This window comes from Neolewinella antarctica, assembly GCF_011927835.1.
GTDB classification, from domain to species: Bacteria; Bacteroidota; Bacteroidia; order Chitinophagales; family Saprospiraceae; genus Neolewinella; species Neolewinella antarctica.
In genome coordinates this window covers 1,128,591-1,146,008 of sequence record NZ_JAATJH010000001.1, presented here as the reverse complement: position 1 = coordinate 1,146,008, position 17,418 = coordinate 1,128,591, and the positions used below count along the sequence as shown (strand labels likewise).

Below are 17,418 nucleotides of genomic sequence, written 5' to 3'. Positions count from 1 at the left end.
TTAGGGGGCGCGGGGCGTTAAGTAACTTCGCGCCAAAATTAGCCCGCCCGCCATGAAAGCTTCCTGTTTATTCGTCTTTTTGATCCTTCTTTGTGCCGCTTGTGGCGAAGCTGAGCAAGCGGTTGCACCCAATACTTCCGGCGGTGACCCCGTAATCGCCAAGCTCGACGCCGCCATCCTGGCCGACCCCACTCGGGCAGCCCTCCACGCACGGCGGGCGTCGCTGTGGTACGAGAAGGATAATTACGACGCTGCCATCACCGACCTCCGGGCGGCCCTTTCGATCGACAGCACCAACATTGAATACCACTGGACGCTCAGCGACGTCTATCTCGACTATTATCGCAGCCGCCTCGCCCTGCGCATGCTGGAGCGCGCGGCCGCGCTGGATCCGAATAACGTCGAGACCCAACTGCGGCTGGCGGAGACACAAATCATTCTGAAGCAGTACGAAGAAGCGCTTCGTTCCCTCAATGAGGTCACCCGTCTTGACCCCCGTAACCCCGATGCTTACTTGCTCCTGAGTGAAGCTTTTTTGGAGACCGGTGATACCGCCCGCGCCATTAAATCCGCCGAAGAAGCCACGGAGATCGACCCCGACCTGACCGATGGCTTCATCCGGGTCGGTCAACTCCTTTTTTCTCGGGGCCAGCCCCGCGCCGGCACCTATTTTGACGCCGCGGTCGCCATCGACCCCACCGACCCGGTCGCCATTCACGCTAAGGCGGATTACTTGCGGGACACGGAAAACATCCCCGAGGCCATCCAGACGTACCGTGCCGCGAGCCGCGCCGATCATCAGTACGTTGCCGGTTACTTCAACGCGGGCTTGTTGCTGATGGAGCTGGATAGCGTCCCGCGCGCTAAGGCGGAATTCGATCTCGTAATCAAGAACGACCCCTTTCACATCCGCGCTTACTTTTTCCGGGGTTACGCGCGGGAGTTGCTGGGTGATGTAGCTGGGGCCCGGAAGGATTACCGGACCGCCCTTCGCTTCGCTCCGGAATATACCCTGGCGCTAGAAGGTATGGCGCGAGTGGGGGAAGCGGAGTAGGGCGCGGTCGCGGGTGCAAAGTTATTTGGGCAAGCAAAGAGCGTTACGTAAGTGAGGGCTGGGGGAAGCGATTAACTACCTTTGGTCCACCATGGTATTCCACGAATTCTTATCCTACCTAGCTCACCAACGCCGGCTCAGCGTCCACACCATCACGGCCTACCGGGGTGACTTGGACCAATTTGCTAAGTACTGTGCACTGCACCACGGGGTAACTAACGAAAAGGCAATCGAGCGGACCCACGTCAAGTGGTGGATGACTGACTTAGTGAGTCACAAAAAGCTGTCATCCGCATCCGTGCGGCGTAAACTCAGTTCCCTCAAGGCGTTCTACAAATGGCGTCTGCAACGTGGCCTCCAGGTAGATGATCCCACCCGTAAAATCCCCGTTCCTAAGTTAGGCAAGCGACTACCCGCCACGATTGCCGCTAAGGACCTTGGTTTTCTGTTCGCCAACTTTCCCGATCCGTTGAAGGATGAGTCGTTCACGAGCCTCCGTGACCACACCTTGCTCGCCATCCTCTACCAGACGGGCGTACGCCGCGCCGAGCTCATCAACTTGCGAACAGGTGACGTGGACCTGAATCGTGGGCGACTAACCGTAACGGGGAAGGGGAACAAACAGCGACTGATTCCCTTCGGTCACAAACTGGCGGAACTTATTAGCCGCTACGGGGAGGTCAGGGAAACCACTCATGGATCCGCACCAACTAACTTACTGCTGACTGATAAAGGGAGAGCGATGTACCCTAAGTTTGTTTACAATAAAGTATTCGCTCACCTAACGACGGTCAGTACGGAGGAAAGGAAGGGGCCCCACGTGCTCCGTCATACGTTCGCTACGCAATTACTATCGGGGGGTGCGGACCTGAATGCGGTCAAAGAGTTACTGGGTCACGCCAATTTAGCGGCCACCCAGTTGTACACCCACAGCGACGTGAAGCGCCTGCAAGAAGTCTACCGACGAGCCCACCCCGCGGGTGAGGACAAAAGGAGCTTTTCGGAAACTAAAAAATAGTTTCGTGTTGTTTTGGTAATTGTACGTAAGGTATTACCTTTGCAATCGCTTACGGAAAACGTCCTTAGGCAGTATTGAAATCAAGGTCTAAATCATCATTACAAGCCGATATAGCTCAGTCCGGTAGAGCAGCTGATTTGTAATCAGCCGGTCGGCGGTTCGAATCCGTCTATCGGCTCAAGGCGTTCTTCTTCGGAAGTAGCTTTTTGGAGAATGGTGATTTAATAAAGGGGGTACGCTACAGTTGGAGAGGTAGGTTGGACTGTAAATCCAATGTTTCGGCTGAGTAGGTTCGAATCCTACTACCCCCACCTTTTATATTTGACGTGTTCGATTGAACGTTTAGGATTTAGCATTTGCGCCAAGCTTGGAACCTTGGCGGTAAATTTTGAATGTTCAATTACAAATTACACACGTTGAATACGTGCGGAAGTAGCTCAGTTGGTAGAGCGCTTAAATCTAGGGCCCCATCCCCAGATTACGCACCAAGCTAAGGGTCGCGGGTTCAAGCCTGAGATCTGAAGGGAGGTGACTTTCCAATTTACCATAGTAATAAGTCTTGTACTTGTTGCATTTGCGGAAGTAGCTCAGTTGGTAGAGCATCAGCCTTCCAAGCTGAGGGTCGCGGGTTCGAGCCTCGTCTTCCGCTCTTTTACGATCTATAACGATAGGTCGGTTGTGTTGAAAATATTGTGTGTTTTCGATGAGTTAGCTAAGGCGCGATGTCCTTCTTACGTTAGCTGAATTGCCGTTAAGAAGCAGCGGAGCGGATGGAATGTTATCTATCGAAAATCGCACATCGTATTATCAAAAAAAGGCCGACGTAGCTCAGGGGTAGAGCACTTCCATGGTAAGGAAGGGGTCGTGAGTTCGAATCTCACCGTTGGCTCTCTGGTAACCCCGCATCAGCGGCGGTTACCGAAAATAGTTTAGTTCGTCATCCCGGCGCCCGTCAGTAACACCCTACTTTCTGGCGCTCGCTACGTTTACGTAACCGGATGGCTGGAGAACGAAAATTAAACTTTGTCCAATTCTGGACAGGGTAGGGGCGACCGGGGTGCGGTTCGTATCCCAACCAAACTAGTTTTTTTAATCCCCCTAAATACTTAAGCTCCATGGCTAAGGAAAAATTCGACAGAAGTAAACCGCACGTTAATATTGGTACCATCGGTCACGTTGACCACGGCAAGACCACTTTGACGGCCGCTATCACCTCCGTGCTTTCAGAAGCCGGTTCATCCAAAAAGATGTCCTACGATAGCATTGACTCCGCTCCCGAAGAAAAAGAGCGTGGTATCACGATCAACACGGCTCACGTTGAGTACGAAACCGCTGCACGTCACTACGCGCACGTTGACTGCCCGGGGCACGCCGATTACGTAAAGAACATGGTTACGGGTGCCGCCCAGATGGACGGAGCTATCCTCGTAGTTGCCGCCACTGATGGCCCCATGCCTCAGACGCGTGAGCACATCCTCCTGGCCCGCCAGGTTGGTGTCCCTAACATCGTAGTCTTCATGAACAAGGCTGACCTCGTCGACGACGAAGAGATGCTCGAGCTCGTAGAGATGGAAGTTCGCGAACTGCTTACGCAGTACGATTACGATGGTGACAACGCAAGTGTAATCATCGGTTCCGCACTCAAAGCACTCGACGGCGACGCCGATGGTGTAAAAGGAGTACAGGACTTAATGGACGCCGTTGACGCGGAAATCCCCGAGCCAGAGCGCTTGGTTGACCTACCTTTCTTGATGCCCGTTGAGGACGTCTTCTCCATCACGGGTCGTGGTACGGTTGCTACCGGACGGATCGAGCGTGGTGTTGTGAACGTAGGTGACTCAGTAGAGATCATCGGCATGCAGGAGCCAGGTAAGAAACTTGTTTCCACCATTACCGGTGTAGAGATGTTCCGTAAACTGCTCGACCGCGGTGAAGCTGGTGACAACGCCGGTATGTTGCTCCGTGGTATTGAGAAGACCGCCATCAAGCGTGGTATGGTTATCTGTAAGCCAGGCTCCGTAAAGCCACACACGAAGTTCAAGTGTGAGGTGTACGTACTTAGCAAAGACGAGGGTGGCCGTCACACGCCATTCTTCAACGGCTACCGCCCCCAGTTCTACTTCCGTACGACGGACGTAACCGGTGACGTGAAGCTGCCCGAGAACGTAGAAATGGTGATGCCCGGTGATAACGTGACGCTCGAAGTGTCTCTCCTCGCCGAGATCGCCATGGAGAAAGGCCTCCGCTTCGCTATCCGTGAGGGTGGTCGTACGGTTGGTGCCGGTCAGGTAACTGAAATCCTCGATTAACGATCGCCAGAAGCTTCGGCTTCGTGATGATTCTGACAAAAGCTGAAAGTTAAGTGCGCTATTTTGTGCACTTAACTTTTGCTTTGTTAGGAATTTACTTACTTTTGCAGCCGCATTGGTAAAAATCAAGCGGTAGAGTCGCACCAGTGGGTGTAACTTTTTTACGGGCGTAGCTCAATTGGTATCCCGATAGCTATCGGGATGATCCCCAAAACCGGCATCATCCACATTCTCAAAACGGGGAATGAAATTCATACGGGCGTAGCTCAACTGGTATCCCGATAGCTATCGGGATGGTTTCCAAAACTGGCTTCATCCACATTCCCAATACGGAGAATGAAAATTTATACGGGCGTAGCTCAACTGGTATCCCGATAGCTATCGGGATGGTCTCCAAAATTGGCTTCATCCACATTCCCAATACGGAGAATGAAAATTTATACGGGCGTAGCTCAACTGGTAGAGCACTGGTCTCCAAAACCAGCGGTTGGGAGTTCGATTCTCTCCGCCCGTGCATTCTCAGACTCAACGGAGTCTGTTTACAACATAGCCGCAAAGGCGGGAAAAATTACCCTTGAGCACTGAGGTCTCCTACCGCCGACAGGCAGTAGCGAAGCTAAACCAGTGGTTAAGTATGCGTTTCTCTCCGCCCGTGCACATTCGGTTCAACGGAACTGAGCAAACTTTTCAAGAAAGGCGATTTTCGTCCGTTTCTTTAATTTTCTTCCATGGATAAGATTACCCTTTACATGCGGGAAAGCTACAATGAGCTGGTGCACAACGTGACCTGGCCTTCTTACAGCACCCTGCAGACTAACACCATTCTCGTTTTAGTGGGCTCCGCGATTTTCGCGTTGCTCATTTTCGGTATGGATGTCGTATGGCAATTCATCATCGATAACGTTTACGGCATTACGACCGGATAATAACCTACAGCAGTAATGGCAGTAACTAAATGGTATTCCCTTCGCGTCATCAGCGGTAAGGAAAAGAAGATTAAGGAACGAATCGAGAAGGAAATTTCCCGCAACGGCTGGGAAGCGCACATCCTGAAGATCGTGGTGCCTACGGAAAAGGTTTACAAAATTCGTGGTGGCAAAAAGGTCATTTCAGACCGTAACATTCTACCTGGCTACATCCTCGTCGAAGCTGATCCCTACGCGCTGAATGGTAACGTGTTGGATGGAATTACGAGCCTACCCAACATTATTCATTTCCTCGGTAAGAACGAGCCGATCCCCATGCGGGATTCGGAAGCTAACCGTCTACTTGGAAAAGTTGATGAGAACCTCGAAGCAGGGGATTCACTAATCGAGCCATTCATTGAAGGTGAAACAGTGAAAATCATTGATGGACCATTCAACGAGTTCGTCGGTGATATCCAGGAAGTTAATGAGGAGAAGAAGAAGCTCAAAGTGATCGTCAAGATTTTTGGTCGTGGCACTGAAGTTGAACTCAACTTTATGCAGGTCGAAAAGCAAAGCTAAACTAAAGAGATCAGGTGCAACCGTCGAGGTAACTTATGGTTACGTGAGACGCTTCATTGAAAGAAGATACTAATTCAAATTAAAGTTAAACGTCGGAGGATGGTCTGTATCCATTCGCTAGTACGACAAAAATTAAGCTATTATGGCTAAGGAAGTAGATGTACAAATCAAACTTCAGGTAAGAGGCGGTGGTGCCAACCCCGCCCCGCCCGTCGGCCCCGCGCTCGGTGCTAAAGGTGTAAACATCATGGAATTCTGTAAGCGCTTCAACGCCGCTACGCAGGACCAGCAAGGAAAGATCCTTCCCGTAGTTATTGATGTTTACAAAGACAAGTCCTTTGACTTCGTTATTAAGACGCCACCAGCAGCGGTCCAACTTCTCGAAGCTTCAAAGCTGAAGAGTGGATCACAAGAATCTAACCGCATCAAAGTAGGTAGCGTAACCTGGGACCAGGTTCGTGCCATTGCGGAAGACAAGATGACCGATCTCAACTGCTTCGAAGTAGAAAGTGGCATGAGAATGATCGCCGGTACGGCTCGCTCCATGGGCATCACGATCTCTGGTACCGCACCCTGGAAAGCTTAAGTCCAACAAGGCAACGATCATCTCCTGTTGTGCTGGTTGACTGGTACGACAACCAACAATTAATTTAAGCCGCTCGGTTATTTTCTGGGCGGCAGTAGGGAGCACCATTTAGTTGGTGCGTCATTCACCTCAAATATATTTTATTATGGCAAAACTTAGTAAAGCGCGCAAAGCCGCGGTCGCGAAGCTCGACGCAACTAAGCAGTATGCTCTCGGCGATGCGATGAGCCTCGTCAGGGAAATCAATACCGCGAAGTTCGACGCTTCCGTTGACGTACACGTTCGCATGGGCCTCGACCCGCGCAAACCCGACCAAGCCCTGCGTGGCACGGTCACCCTTCCTCACGGGACGGGTAAGACGAAGCGCGTTCTCGCGTTCGTAACTCCGGATAAAGAAGAAGAAGCAATTGCAGCGGGTGCTGACTTTGTCGGTCTCGATGATCTGGTTGCTAAGGTAACCGGTGGTTGGACTGACTTCGACGTCGTGGTCGCGATGCCCCAAACGATGGCCAAAGTCGGTCGTCTCGGTCGCGTACTCGGCCCGCGTGGTCTTATGCCTAACCCCAAGACGGGTACGGTAACCATGGACGTAGCTCAGGCAATCACCGATGTGAAAGGCGGTAAGATTGCCTTCCGTCTCGACAAATTCGGTATCGTTCACTCCAGCATTGGCCGGGTAGGTTTTACCCCCGAGCAGCTGACGGAGAACGCTAACGAACTTCTCGGTACACTAAACCGCCTTAAGCCAGCTAGTGCCAAAGGCATATACATGAAATCCGTGACCGTTGCTTCTACCATGAGCCCCGGTATCAAAGTTGACCCCAAGACAATCGCTTAATCGTTCATCCCAAAACTTAAGTTAACATGACTAAGAATGAAAAAGGAGCAGCGATTGAGCAGCTCAAAGCAGCCTTCGAGGCAAACGAGTTCTTCTACGTTGCCGACGCCTCTACTCTCCCCGCTGATAAGACGACGGAACTCCGTCGTGCGCTTCACGCTAAGGGCATCAAAATGCAGGTGGTGAAGAATACACTGGCGCGGAAAGCGCTCGAGCAACTTCCCTCCGAAAACAACTACGCCGAGATTTTTGAAAGCCTCAAAGGTGCTACTGCTATTCTCTTTACGGAGACGGCCAATGCACCAGCCAAGGTGATCAAAGAATTCCGTGGCAAGGAGGGTGAACGTCCTATTCTAAAGGCCGCTTACATCTCGAGCTCCATTTATGTGGGGGACGATAAGCTAGAGTTGCTTTCTAAACTCAAGTCACGCGAAGAACTCGTTTCCGATGTGCTTACCCTTCTCCAAAGCCCGATGCAGAATCTGCTTTCCGGACTCAAGAGTGGTGGTGCCCAGGTTGCCGGTCTTCTCAAGACGCTGGAGGAACGCGAGGCTTAATAAGCTCGCGGCAAGTTTTCAGTCTGTAGTCTATAGTCTACAGTACTTAATTCGGCTGAAGACTAAACACCATAGACTATAGACTACCTCTTCTCATTGCTTCCAAGCTGATACGCGATTACTCGTAAATCAATTTTAAATACTTTTCTATTATGGCAGACGTAAAAACACTTGCCGAATCACTCGTTAACCTAACCATCAAGGAAGTTAGCGAGCTCGTAACCATCATGAAGGACGAATACGGCATCGAGCCCGCCGCCGCTGCTGTTGCAGCCGGAGGTGGTGGAGGTGGCGGTGACGCCGACGGTGGACCAGCCGAGAAGACTGACTTCAACATCGAACTAGAATCTGCCGGTGGCAGCAAACTAGCCGTTGTGAAGGAAGTTAAGAACCTCCTCGGTCTTGGTCTTAAGGACGCCAAAGGTCTTGTTGACAGCGCTCCAGCTATCATTAAGGAAGGCGTTCCTAAGGACGAGGCAGAAAGCATCAAAGCCGCTCTCGAAGAGGCTGGTGCTACGGTAAACCTGAAGTAATTCAGGCTTAGCCTACTGCATGATTTAGTTGGGAACGATCACTTTTGGTGGTCGTTCCCGCTACTTCTTACCGGTACTTTATACGGCTTAGCGGGAGGTATCTCCGCTAGGCCATTTGCGTATAAATAACTAGCGCACCAACGTGCTTGATTTTTCAAGTTTTGATACTTGGCTAATCTGTACTCTGATAATTGCATTTAAACGCGTTAGGGCACGTGAAAGCTAGTGTCGCCGCTAGCCAAACTGTCGCAACTAAACCTGGTGTAGAATTGTCTTCTTGATTCGCACCCCCTATCCCGCCCGGATCTATTTGTCCGGACCCCCCCTGTAACCCCCCTCGACGTCGAGCCACCGCGGACGGCTAGATATCGGGCCAAACATAAAGGAATACTGCTAATGACGTCAAACAGCCAGATCCTAAGCGCTGAAGAACAACGGGTGAGCTTCGGCAAAATTAAGTTAACTAGTCACTCTCCCGATCTTTTAGAAATTCAACTTAAATCTTTTCAAGAGTTTTTCCAACTCGAGACAACCCCTGAAAACAGGGGTTTAGAAGGTTTATACCGAGTCTTCCAGGAGAACTTCCCCATTTCCGACACTCGTAACATCTTCAACCTCGAGTTCCTCGATTACTTCGTGGACCCACCCCGCTACTCTATCCCTGAGTGTATGCAGCGTGGCCTAACCTACAGCGTCCCGCTGAAGGCAAAACTCCGTTTGTCGTGTAACGATGAGGAGCACGTCGATTTTCAAACCATCGAGCAGGATGTTTTCCTAGGAAACATCCCGTACATGACGCCTAAAGGAACCTTCGTGATTAACGGAGCCGAACGGGTCATCGTGTCTCAGCTACACCGTAGCCCGGGTGTGTTCTTCGGTCAGAACTTCCACCCCAACGGTACGGCTATTTACTCCGCCCGCGTAATTCCTTTCAAAGGAGCGTGGATGGAATTTGCTACGGACATCAACACCGTCATGTACGCATACATCGACCGGAAAAAGAAATTCCCCGTAACCACGCTACTGCGCGCGATTGGTTTCGACAGTGACAAATCAATCCTCGATCTCTTTGACCTCGCTGACGAAGTACCCAATACGCGTGAAGCACTTAACAAGACCATCGGCCGTAAGCTTGCCGCCCGCGTACTGCGTGCCTGGACGGAAGACTTTGTGGATGAAGACACCGGTGAACTCGTCACGCTGGAGCGTAACGAGATTATTCTGGAGCGCGACACCGTACTGACGGAGGAGAATATCGAAGAGATTCTGGAAGCCGAAGGCATCGAGAATGTCATCCTCCAAAGAGAGGACTTGGGCATGGACTACGGTATTATCTACAATACCCTGCAGAAAGACCCCTCAAGTTCCGAGATTGAAGCGGTACAGTATATCTACCGTCAACTTCGCGGTTCCGATCCACCGGATGAAGAAACTGCTCGCGGTATCATCGACAAGTTGTTCTTCTCCGACAAGCGCTATAATCTCGGTGAGGTAGGTCGTTACAAGATCAACCGCAAACTGAACGCCGGCACGGACGATGAGATCTTAGTCCTTACTAAGGAAGACATTATTGCCATCGTCAAGTACTTGGTGGCACTCATGAATCAGCGGGCGGAGATCGACGATATCGATCACCTGAGTAACCGACGGGTCCGTACCGTAGGCGAGCAGCTCTACGCCCAGTTCGGTGTTGGCTTGGCCCGTATGGCCCGGACGATTCGCGAACGGATGAACGTTCGTGACAACGAAGTCTTTACGCCAATTGACCTGATCAACGCACGGACGCTTTCTTCCGTCATCAACTCTTTCTTCGGTACTAGCCAGTTGAGCCAGTTTCTCGACCAGACGAACCCACTTTCCGAGATCACGCACAAGCGGCGGATTTCAGCACTCGGGCCCGGTGGTTTGAGCCGCGAGCGCGCCGGCTTTGAGGTACGTGACGTTCACTACAGTCATTATGGCCGTCTCTGTACGATTGAGACACCGGAGGGACCAAACATCGGTCTGATTTCTACCCTCTGCGTTCACGCCAAGGTCAACAAGATGGGCTTCCTCGAAACGCCCTACCGCGCGGTCGAGAATAGCAAGGTCATCATGGATGGCGAACCCATCTACCTTTCTGCTGAAGGGGAGGACTTTAAGAAGATCGCCCAGGCGAATTCCGAAATCGACGAGAAGGGAGCCTTCGTGAACGATGAGATTAAAGCTCGTGATCACGGTGATTTCCCCGTCCTGGCACCGGAAGACCTGGAGTACATGGACGTAGCTCCCAACCAAATTGTTGGTGTATCTGCCTCCATGATTCCTTTCCTCGAGAATGATGACGCTAACCGTGCCCTGATGGGTTCGAACATGCAGCGTCAGGCAGTTCCTTTGCTTCGCCCCGCAAGTCCGATCGTCGGTACTGGTCTGGAAGGCAAAGTAGCGCGCGACAGTCGTATGTTGATTAACGCCGAAGGAGCTGGTACCATCGAGTACGTAGACGCCAACGAAATTATCGTCAGCTACGAGCGTACCGACGAGGACAGATTAGTTTCCTTCGACGAAGACAAGGTCACTTACACGCTAACCAAGTTTCTACGGACCAACCAGGGTACTTGTGTTAACCTCAAGCCGATCGTTAAGCGCGGCCAGAAAGTCCAGAAGGGTCAAATCCTTTGCGACGGCTACGCTACCGAGAAGGGCGAACTCGCACTGGGGCAGAATATGAAGGTTGCCTTCATGCCCTGGAAAGGTTACAACTTTGAGGATGCCATCGTGCTGTCCGAGCGCGTTGTCCGCGAAGATGTCTTTACCTCGTTGCACATCGAGCACTTCGAAATGGACGTGCGCGATACCAAGCTGGGTGAAGAAGAATTGACCAATGACATTCCTAATGTTTCGGAAGAAGCAACCAAGGACCTCGACGAGAACGGAATCATCCGCGTCGGTGCTTGGATCAAGGAAGGTGACATCATCATCGGTAAAATCACTCCGAAGGGAGAGAGCGATCCGACACCGGAAGAGAAACTCCTTCGCGCCATCTTTGGTGATAAAGCGGGTGACGTTAAGGATGCCTCCATGAAAGCTTCCCCTTCATTGAAGGGAGTCGTCATCGGCAAAGACTTGTTCAGCAAGACCAAGAAGGACCAGGCTCAGAAAGATGCTGAAAAGCTGAAGCTACAGAAGCTTGAGGACGACCACAAAGTCAACCTCAACAAACTGAAGACTCGCCTCGTCGATAAACTCGACCAGCTCGTTCGTGGTCGCGCAAGCCAGGGTGTAAATACCATTTACAAGGAATCAGTGGTTCCCAAGGGTGAGAAATTTACGCAGTCACTCCTCCGTGATCTGGATTACACCAGCATTGACTATACGGGTTGGACAACTAGCGACGATCTCAACAAATTGATCGCGCGCCTGCTACACAATTTCAGCATCAAAGTCAACGAAGAAGTCGGTCGCTACAAGCGGGAGACCTTTAACATCAGTGTCGGTGACGAACTCCCCGCAGGTGTACTCAAGCTCGCTAAAGTCTACCTCGCTAAGAAGCGTAAGCTGAAAGTGGGTGATAAGCTTGCCGGCCGCCACGGTAACAAAGGAATCGTATCTCGTATCGTTCGCGATGAGGACATGCCCTTCCTGGAAGACGGTACACCGGTTGACATTATCCTGAACCCCCTCGGTGTTCCCTCGCGGATGAACCTCGGTCAGATTTTTGAAACCGTCCTTGGTTGGGCTGGCGAGAAACTCGGTATGAAGTTCGGTACGCCGATCTTTGACGGAGCTAGTCAGGCGGAAATCGAGGAGTACATCCAGGAGGCGAAGTTGCCATCTCTCGGTCAGACTTACCTCTTTGACGGTGAAACGGGTGACCGTTTCCACCAGCAAGCCACGGTTGGCGTGATCTACATGTTGAAACTCAGCCACATGGTTGACGACAAGATGCACGCTCGCTCGATCGGCCCCTACTCCCTCATTACCCAGCAGCCGCTCGGTGGTAAGGCGCAGTTCGGTGGCCAGCGCTTCGGCGAGATGGAAGTTTGGGCCCTCGAAGCATTCGGTGCGGCCAACATCCTTCAAGAATTGCTGACAATCAAGTCGGATGATATTCAGGGACGGGCTAAGGCGTACGAGGCTATCGTCAAGGGTGATAATCTCCCCGAGCCGAATATCCCCGAGTCGTTCAACGTACTGGTGCACGAGCTTCGCGGCTTGGCACTCGACGTGAAGTTTGACTAGGCTGAATGCTCCCCCACGCTTTCCGAAAGGGTGGGGGAGACTTACCCGGCATACGAGCCGGACTTTTCTCCAATCGAATTTTTTGCGCTGACGCGGGTGCAAAGTAGAGTGGTAAGTGCCAAAGAAGTTTGGCAGCTACTCCTCGCAAACTTCCCCCGCACCCGCGACCGCGCTAATAAATAATAATATGGCTTTCAAGAAAAATATCAGTGTCCAGAAGCAGGACTTCGACGCAATCACCATTAGCCTCAGCTCCCCGGACGACATCCTGGAGCGCAGCTACGGTGAAGTGTTGAAGCCAGAGACGATCAACTACCGTAGCTATAAGCCGGAACGTGATGGTCTTTTCTGTGAGCGGATCTTTGGCCCGGTTAAAGACTACGAATGTTACTGTGGTAAGTACAAGCGCATCCGCTACAAGGGGATCGTTTGTGACCGCTGTGGCGTCGAAGTAACCGAAAAGAAGGTGCGTCGCGAGCGTAACGGACACATCCGTTTGGTCGTGCCAGTCGTTCACATCTGGTTCTTCAAATCTCTACCTAACAAAATCGCTTACCTGCTTGGTTTCTCTTCCAAGAACCTGGAATCGATCATTTACTACGAACGCTACGTCGTCATTAATCCCGGTATTCGGGAAAGTGACGAGATCATGCACCGCACGCTGATCACGGAAGAGCAGTACCTCGATATTCTCGAGACCTTGCCCCCCGAAAACCAGCAACTGGAAGACGGACACCCCGACAAATTTGTCGCTAAAATGGGTGCCGAAGCCGTTCGTGACCTTCTCGAAGGTCTAGAATTGGACAGTCTTTCCGACCAACTGCGCCACCAGGCCAGTACGGAGACTAGCCAGCAACGTAAGAGTGAAGCACTCAAGCGTTTGCGCGTAGTGGAAGCTTTCCGCGACGCTCAGAAGAACGTCGTTAATAAGCCAGAATGGACAATTATCCAGTACCTGCCCGTCGTTCCGCCGGAACTGCGCCCGCTCGTACCCCTGGATGGTGGCCGTTTTGCCTCTTCCGACCTTAACGATCTCTACCGTCGCGTAATCATCCGTAACAACCGTCTGAAGCGTCTTTTGGAGATCAAAGCTCCCGAAGTAATTCTTCGGAATGAGAAGCGGATGTTGCAGGAAGCCGTCGATAGTCTTTTTGATAACAGCCGGAAATCCAATGCCGTAAAGGCGGAAGGTGGCCGTGCGCTGAAGTCGCTCTCCGACATCCTTAAGGGTAAGCAGGGACGTTTCCGTCAGAACCTTCTCGGTAAGCGGGTTGACTACTCTGGTCGTTCCGTTATCGTTGTAGGCCCTACGCTGAAACTGCACGAATGCGGTCTTCCTAAGGGAATGGCCGCGGAGCTCTTTAAGCCGTTCGTAATCCGTAAGCTCATCGAGCGCGGTATCGTGAAGACGGTTAAGTCCGCCAAGAAATTGGTGGACCGCAAAGAGCCCGTGATCTGGGAAATCCTCGAGAACATTCTCAAGGGACACCCCGTGATGTTGAACCGGGCACCGACGCTGCACCGTCTTTCAATTCAGGCCTTCCAGCCTAAATTGATTGAAGGAAAAGCGATTCAGCTCCACCCACTTGTCTGTTCCGCGTTTAACGCTGACTTCGACGGTGACCAGATGGCCGTCCACGTTCCACTGAGCCAAGCCGCTATTCTCGAGGCGCAGGTGTTGATGCTTTCCAGCCACAACATGCTGAACCCGCAGAACGGTACGCCGGTGACGCTTCCTTCACAGGATATGGTACTGGGCCTTTACTACATCACCAAGAACAAGAAGTCTACTGACGAAGTGAAGGTGAAGGGTGAGGGTGGTAAGTTCTACAGCCCGGAGGAAGTTATGATCGCCTACAACGAAGGTAAACTCGATCTCCACGCCACCATTCACTGCCGCGTTCCCATGGAAGTGGAAGCCGAAGACGGTACCATGAGCCTGAAGAAGAAATTGGTCGAGACCACAACCGGTCGGATCATCTTCAACAGCGCCATGCCCGCTACGGTCCCTTACCAGGACGTGCTACTTACCAAGAAGAACCTTAAGAAGGTAATCGGTGACATCATCGACCGGACGAGCTTTGCCGTGACGGCCATCTTCCTCGATAAGATCAAGGATATGGGTTTCCACTGGGCGTTCAAGGGCGGTTTGTCCTTCAACCTCGGTGACCTGATTACACCATCCGTGAAGTCGAAAGTACTGATTCAAGCCCGCGCCGAAGTGGACGACATTCAGGACAACTACAACATGGGTCTCATCACCAATAACGAGCGTTATAATAAGGTGATTGACAAGTGGACTAGTGCCGACAACGAGATCACGACTACGCTGATGCAAGAGTTGGCCGAGCACAAGCAAGGTTTTAACTCCGTGTACATGATGCTCCACTCCGGAGCCCGTGGTTCCACACAGCAGATTAAGCAGCTCTGTGGTCTTCGTGGTCTGATGGCCAAGCCGAAAAAATCGAACGATGCCGGCCCCGCCGTTATCGAGAATCCGATTCTTTCCAACTTCGTCGACGGACTTTCCGTACTGGAGTACTTTATCTCCACACACGGTGCCCGTAAGGGACTGGCCGACACGGCTCTGAAGACGGCTGATGCTGGCTACCTGACGCGTCGTTTGGTAGACGTTGCGCAGGATGTGGTCGTTATGATCCCAGACTGTGGTACTCTCCGGGGCATCGATACTTCAGCGCTGCGTGAGAATGATAAGTTGATCGAGAGCCTGGAAAGCCGCATTGCCGGCCGCTATGCCCTTGATGACATCCTCCACCCGGTTACCGATGAGGTAATTGTCGAGGCCGATGCTTACATCGACCAACGGACCGCGAAGTACATCGAAGCTGAAGGCGTCGAAGAGGTAACCATCCGTTCCGTGCTTACCTGTGAGGTCGAGCGTGGTGTTTGTGCGAAGTGTTACGGTAAAAACCTTGCATCCGGTCGTAAGGCCGAGATCGGTGACGCCGTCGGTATCATTGCCGCGCAGTCCATCGGAGAGCCCGGTACACAGCTTACGCTTCGTACGTTCCACGTAGGTGGTACGGCTTCCGTGACTAGTACCGATAATAACCTTGAATCTAAATTCAACGGTAAGGTATCTTTCGAAGATATTCGCACGGTTGACGCCGTCGACATGATGGGCGATAAGCAAACCATCGTTCTTTCCCGTTCCGGTGAAATGAAAATTTCTAACCCGGAGACTGGCAAGGTTTACACGACGCAGTACATTCCTTACGGTGGTACGCTCTTCGTTGAAGATGGCCAGACTATTAAGAAAGGGGAGCGCATCGTTGAGTGGGACCCCTACAACGCGGTGATCGTTTCCGAATTCGCCGGTATCGCGCGGTATTCCGACATCGACGAAGGTGTAACTTTCCGGACGGAACGTGACGAGCTAACGGGCTTCGAAGAGAAGGTCGTGATCGAAACACGTGACCGGAAGCGGATTCCGACCATCACAATCATCGATAAGGACGGAGCCGAATTACGTCAGTATAACCTACCCGTAGGTGCCTACATCTCGGTGAAGGACGGTGCTGATGTCGCCCTTGGCGAGAAGATCGTAAAAATCCCCCGGAAGGGTGGTAAGATCGCGGATATCACCGGTGGTCTGCCGCGGGTAACGGAGCTTTTCGAGGCACGTAATCCTAGTAACCCCGCCGTTGTATCTGAAATTGACGGTATCGTAACGTTCTCTAAAAAGATCAAACGCGGTAACCGTGAGTTGATCGTAGAAGCCAAAGACGGTCAGAAGCGCAAGTACCTGATCAACCTCAGCAAGCACATTCTCGTGCAGGATCAGGATTTCGTTCGCGCCGGTATGCCGCTGTCCGACGGTGCCATCGCGCCGCGCGATATTCTCGACATCAAAGGTCCTTTCGCCGTACAGACCTATTTGGTCAACGGTGTCCAGGAAGTTTACCGCTCGCAGGGTATTACGATCAACAACAAGCACATCGAAACGATCTGTCGTCAGATGATGCGCCGTGTTCAGATCGTAGACCAGGGTGATACGACCTTTCTCGAAGGGGAAGCCATCGAGCGCTACGAGTTCTTTAAGCAGAACGACTGGATCTACGACAAGAAAGTCATCAACGAGAAGGGCGATTCCGATCGCTTCCGTGAGGGCAAGATCGTCACGATGCGTGAAGTTCGGGAAGAGAACTCTCGTCTGAAGCGTAACGATATGAAGATCATGACGTTCCGCGACGCGCAGGCTGCAACCAGCTTCCCGCTGCTGCAGGGTATCACTAAATCTTCGCTCGGTACACCGAGTTGGATTTCTGCCGCCTCTTTCCAGGAGACGACGAAAGTACTCTCCACGGCCGCGATTGCCGCCAAGCAGGACTTCCTCGAAGGCCTCAAGGAGAACGTAATTGTCGGTAAGCGGATTCCAGCCGGTACGGGTATGCGTAAGTATGACCGCCTGTTCGTAACGACGAAAGAAGCACAGGACCAGTGGGAAGCTCGCCAGCGGGCTTTTGCTGAGGAAGAAGCTGCTGCTAAAGCTGCGGAAGAAGCTAGCGCTGCTTCAGCTTTGGCGAACGCTCAAGCTACGGCTGCCGCGGGGACCGCAACTGCATCCGACGTAATGGAAATGCCTACCGATACCGCCGTCATGGGAGCCCCGGTTGCTACTGCCGTAATGGATGGACCGGCTATTACCGAGGTTTCCGCCACACCAACCGCCCCTCGGGTGACGGAAGCAGCGATTACTGCCGAAATTGAGAAAGTACCTACCGGTCAGGAAGTGCCCGAAGCATCCGCTGATACCAATTTTCACGGAGAACCGACGACCCTCCAGACACCGGA

10 protein-coding genes, 5 tRNA genes and 1 pseudogene are annotated in these 17,418 nt (G+C 52.2%); all 16 read left to right on the top strand.

The window, feature by feature from the left end; all coding sequences use genetic code 11:
• The first annotated feature begins 52 nt into the window (after positions 1-52).
• Complete coding sequence (locus GGR27_RS04595) at positions 53-1,054, top strand: tetratricopeptide repeat protein (RefSeq protein WP_168036195.1); 1,002 nt, start codon at positions 53-55, stop codon at positions 1,052-1,054.
• 91 nt (positions 1,055-1,145) lie between these two features.
• On the top strand, positions 1,146-2,072 hold the full coding sequence (locus GGR27_RS04590) for a tyrosine-type recombinase/integrase (RefSeq protein ID WP_168036194.1): 927 nt from the start codon (positions 1,146-1,148) through the stop codon (positions 2,070-2,072).
• Between the two features lie 104 nt (positions 2,073-2,176).
• A tRNA-Thr gene (locus tag GGR27_RS04585) sits at positions 2,177-2,250 on the top strand.
• Between the two features lie 51 nt (positions 2,251-2,301).
• Positions 2,302-2,383 (top strand) — tRNA-Tyr (locus GGR27_RS04580).
• A gap of 265 nt (positions 2,384-2,648) precedes the next feature.
• Positions 2,649-2,721: transfer RNA gene (locus GGR27_RS04575), tRNA-Gly, on the top strand.
• A 168-nt stretch (positions 2,722-2,889) separates the two neighbouring features.
• Positions 2,890-2,961, top strand: a tRNA-Thr gene (locus tag GGR27_RS04570).
• A 226-nt stretch (positions 2,962-3,187) separates the two neighbouring features.
• Positions 3,188-4,381 (top strand): elongation factor Tu, encoded by a 1,194-nt coding sequence (tuf, locus tag GGR27_RS04565; RefSeq protein WP_168036193.1) that lies wholly within the window; start codon positions 3,188-3,190, stop codon positions 4,379-4,381.
• Positions 4,382-4,822: 441 nt separating this feature from the next.
• Positions 4,823-4,895 (top strand) — tRNA-Trp (locus GGR27_RS04560).
• 214 nt (positions 4,896-5,109) lie between these two features.
• Positions 5,110-5,307 (top strand): preprotein translocase subunit SecE, encoded by a 198-nt coding sequence (gene secE, locus GGR27_RS04555; RefSeq protein ID WP_168036192.1) that lies wholly within the window; start codon positions 5,110-5,112, stop codon positions 5,305-5,307.
• 15 nt (positions 5,308-5,322) lie between these two features.
• The gene (nusG, locus tag GGR27_RS04550) at positions 5,323-5,868 is read left to right on the top strand and encodes a transcription termination/antitermination protein NusG (RefSeq protein WP_168036191.1); all 546 of its coding nucleotides are present in this window, start codon (positions 5,323-5,325) and stop codon (positions 5,866-5,868) included.
• 142 nt (positions 5,869-6,010) lie between these two features.
• Positions 6,011-6,454: a 50S ribosomal protein L11 gene (gene rplK, locus GGR27_RS04545; protein ID WP_168036190.1), complete on the top strand. Its 444-nt coding sequence runs from the start codon at positions 6,011-6,013 to the stop codon at positions 6,452-6,454.
• Between the two features lie 145 nt (positions 6,455-6,599).
• Positions 6,600-7,292, top strand: a complete 693-nt coding sequence (rplA, locus tag GGR27_RS04540) for a 50S ribosomal protein L1 (protein ID WP_168036189.1) — start codon at positions 6,600-6,602, stop codon at positions 7,290-7,292.
• A 26-nt stretch (positions 7,293-7,318) separates the two neighbouring features.
• Positions 7,319-7,849, top strand: a complete 531-nt coding sequence (gene rplJ / locus GGR27_RS04535; RefSeq protein WP_168036188.1) for a 50S ribosomal protein L10 — start codon at positions 7,319-7,321, stop codon at positions 7,847-7,849.
• Positions 7,850-8,001: 152 nt separating this feature from the next.
• Positions 8,002-8,382: a 50S ribosomal protein L7/L12 gene (gene rplL / locus GGR27_RS04530; RefSeq protein ID WP_168036187.1), complete on the top strand. Its 381-nt coding sequence runs from the start codon at positions 8,002-8,004 to the stop codon at positions 8,380-8,382.
• 396 nt (positions 8,383-8,778) lie between these two features.
• Positions 8,779-12,603: a DNA-directed RNA polymerase subunit beta gene (gene rpoB, locus GGR27_RS04525; protein WP_168036186.1), complete on the top strand. Its 3,825-nt coding sequence runs from the start codon at positions 8,779-8,781 to the stop codon at positions 12,601-12,603.
• Between the two features lie 187 nt (positions 12,604-12,790).
• Positions 12,791-17,089, top strand: a pseudogene (rpoC, locus tag GGR27_RS04520) (DNA-directed RNA polymerase subunit beta'); the annotation flags it as partial.
• Between the last annotated feature and the right edge of the window lie 329 nt (positions 17,090-17,418).

Bases quoted from the DNA above. Each gene is read 5' to 3' on its own strand.
- GGR27_RS04595 (WP_168036195.1), top strand. From the start codon at position 53: ATGAAAGCTTCCTGTTTATTCGTCTTTTTGATCCTTCTTTGTGCCGCT.
- GGR27_RS04590 (WP_168036194.1), top strand. From the start codon at position 1,146: ATGGTATTCCACGAATTCTTATCCTACCTAGCTCACCAACGCCGGCTC.
- tuf (WP_168036193.1), top strand. From the start codon at position 3,188: ATGGCTAAGGAAAAATTCGACAGAAGTAAACCGCACGTTAATATTGGT.
- secE (WP_168036192.1), top strand. From the start codon at position 5,110: ATGGATAAGATTACCCTTTACATGCGGGAAAGCTACAATGAGCTGGTG.
- nusG (WP_168036191.1), top strand. From the start codon at position 5,323: ATGGCAGTAACTAAATGGTATTCCCTTCGCGTCATCAGCGGTAAGGAA.
- rplK (WP_168036190.1), top strand. From the start codon at position 6,011: ATGGCTAAGGAAGTAGATGTACAAATCAAACTTCAGGTAAGAGGCGGT.
- rplA (WP_168036189.1), top strand. From the start codon at position 6,600: ATGGCAAAACTTAGTAAAGCGCGCAAAGCCGCGGTCGCGAAGCTCGAC.
- rplJ (WP_168036188.1), top strand. From the start codon at position 7,319: ATGACTAAGAATGAAAAAGGAGCAGCGATTGAGCAGCTCAAAGCAGCC.
- rplL (WP_168036187.1), top strand. From the start codon at position 8,002: ATGGCAGACGTAAAAACACTTGCCGAATCACTCGTTAACCTAACCATC.
- rpoB (WP_168036186.1), top strand. From the start codon at position 8,779: ATGACGTCAAACAGCCAGATCCTAAGCGCTGAAGAACAACGGGTGAGC.